Genomic DNA, 2,164 nt, shown 5'->3' with positions numbered 1-2,164 from the left:
TAAACAGATGGTCGACTGGCTGCGGACGGAGTACAGGAACGATAATGAAGTGGTTGACCTTTTTTACGCCATCACCCACTGTCACGGCTGGGTGCGCAACACCACCAACGCCGTCACCGTTCGCTTGGAGTCCCTGCCGCAATCCAAACGGCGTGCCGCCCAAGAACAGTTTTGCCGCAAGCTCACCTCGCTCGGCGCCCAAACTCCTCTGGGTAAACGGATCGTCGTTGAAGTGGGTGATTCCCCACTTTAGCCGTCAAACTGTCCAAAAATAGGCGCTGTTTTGGTCGAAAAAGTCGAGGTCTGGTATCGGACGAGTTCGATGCGAAATGGCGACAGCGGCGGCGCGTGATCGATACCCTGTTGCTGATGCTGTTTATCTTCCGCCTGGTATTTTCGAAGAATCGACAGGGCTACGGCACCACCATTGTCGAACTCTGGGCGCAGTGCCAATGTCTGGGCATCCCCTTGCCCCAAGCTAAGCCCGTGGCGGCCTCGGCATTTTGCACGGCACGAAAGAAGCTCGATGAAACCGTTTTCAAGACCCTCAATCGCCGTATTATAGCCGCCTACGAGCAAACGTCGGCATCCTACCACTGGCTTGGACGGCGTCTTTTTGCGGTGGACGGCATGAAAATCAATCTACCACGCCCGCTACGTCATGCGGACTACGCCATGCCGTCCAACACGTCCCATTATCCGCAGGGGCTGGTCAGTTGCCTGTATCAGCTCAAATCACAAATCCCCCATGATTTTGAACTGGCCCCGCACATGAGTGAACGCCGCCTGGCAGTTGCCCATCTGAAGGCCTTGAAGCCAAAAGATGTCGTGGTCTATGACCGGGGGTATTTCTCCTACTGAGGTTTCCTGAAAATTGAAAAACTGAAAAATATGAAAATTCAAGCACTTACGAAGATTGCGTTCAATATTTCTCCCAGGATCTTCTGGTTTTTGAGTACGCATTAACGGCTCATTTTCCTAACGTATTGATTTTAATGAAATCGGTGAAAAATACATTCACCCAATTTTCAGGAAACTTCAGAGGATTAACAGGATACTACAGATATATTTTTCAGAATGGCAGTCCTGTAAATCCTGAGAAATCTTGTTAATCCTGTCTAATTCTTATAAAAAAAGGTATCTGACTATAATCCTGTCTCATATTTTCGCAGGAGAGTGCAATGGCAATCATCGACACGGATTTGACGGGCCAGATCATTGGCTGCGCGTTTGCAGTACACAATGAGTTGGGTAACCGTTTAGACCCCCCCCTCAAAAACCAGCAATTTTCCCGAAAAACCGTCGTAACTCATTGATAGTTGGTTGGCGCACTGCAAAAACCGGCAAATCGCAGGGGGGGGACTAAACGGTTACGAAAAAGCAGCTGCAAACAAGCCTTGCCAATCGTCTTGGAATAACGGTAACCGTCTGCCACTATCCGAGGGGATGTTCAAAATATAATCCGATTGAACACAAGATGTTTAGCTTTATCAGCAACAACTGGGCGGGCGTACCTTTGCGGACTGTCGAGACAGTACTGAATTATATTCGTGGTACAGCAACGACAACAGGCTTGAAGATCAAAGCCTATTTGAATGAAAAAATTTACGAGAAAGGCCTGAAGGTCACAAATGCCGAGATGAAGGCCTTGAATTTGGAACGGAGTGATATCTGTCCACAATGGAACTATACGATTCGCCCACTTGGAACGCCAGATTGAGTAGATCGGACAAAATCGGTAAGTTATTTTTGGACAGATCCTTAGGCTACGCGGTAGCGGAAGCAGGGAGAGGGGGAGCAGGGTTACCCTTGCGGCGCTCGGCGACGACTTCGGCGATATAGGGCCAAGGTGAGATGCCGCGCTTACGACAAGTTTCCACCACACTGGCGAGTAATCCGAAGACCCGGGATCCTTCTTCGGTACGGGTTCCGTGGCTGATTTGACGCGCGATGACCCAGTGGCGAAGCGCTGTTTCCGCCTCATTGTTGGTTAAGGGCAGCCATGGAAATTTCAGCACCACCCAGATGGCATCCCAATCGTTGAGAAACTCACGCGCCAAGGCGTGTGTCTTCTTGTGAGGACAGTCCAGGTCAGACCTCCCCTTCACCATCACCCTACAATACTCTAACCACCGGATTTATAGAACATTTCGTTCGTGCGGCC

The 2,164-nt window shown here is 50.0% G+C and carries 4 protein-coding genes and 1 pseudogene; 4 read left to right on the top strand and 1 reads right to left on the bottom strand.

Annotated elements, in window-relative coordinates; translation table 11 throughout:
- The 4 genes from JEU20_RS14735 to JEU20_RS14725 form a co-directional block, all read left to right on the top strand.
- On the top strand, positions 1-253 hold a 253-nt coding region (locus JEU20_RS14735), incomplete at its 5' end, for a hypothetical protein (protein WP_198246897.1).
- A 95-nt stretch (positions 254-348) separates the two neighbouring features.
- Entirely contained in the window at positions 349-861 is a 513-nt protein-coding gene (locus tag JEU20_RS14730) for a hypothetical protein (protein WP_198246896.1), read from the top strand.
- 320 nt (positions 862-1,181) lie between these two features.
- The gene (locus JEU20_RS15535; RefSeq protein ID WP_281066868.1) at positions 1,182-1,316 is read left to right on the top strand and encodes a hypothetical protein; all 135 of its coding nucleotides are present in this window, start codon (positions 1,182-1,184) and stop codon (positions 1,314-1,316) included.
- A gap of 68 nt (positions 1,317-1,384) precedes the next feature.
- On the top strand, positions 1,385-1,720 hold the full coding sequence (locus JEU20_RS14725; RefSeq protein ID WP_281066869.1) for an ISAzo13-like element transposase-related protein: 336 nt from the start codon (positions 1,385-1,387) through the stop codon (positions 1,718-1,720).
- A gap of 46 nt (positions 1,721-1,766) precedes the next feature.
- Here the strand turns inward: JEU20_RS14725 and JEU20_RS14720 are convergent.
- Positions 1,767-2,087: pseudogene (locus tag JEU20_RS14720) on the bottom strand (IS66 family transposase); the annotation flags it as partial.
- Between the last annotated feature and the right edge of the window lie 77 nt (positions 2,088-2,164).

The sequence above is a fragment of the methane-oxidizing endosymbiont of Gigantopelta aegis genome (assembly GCF_016097405.1).
Classification (GTDB): Bacteria; Pseudomonadota; Gammaproteobacteria; order Methylococcales; family Methylomonadaceae; genus Methylomarinum.
The sequence above is the reverse complement of the archived record's forward strand: the minus strand, read 5'-3'. Positions and strand labels throughout refer to the sequence as shown.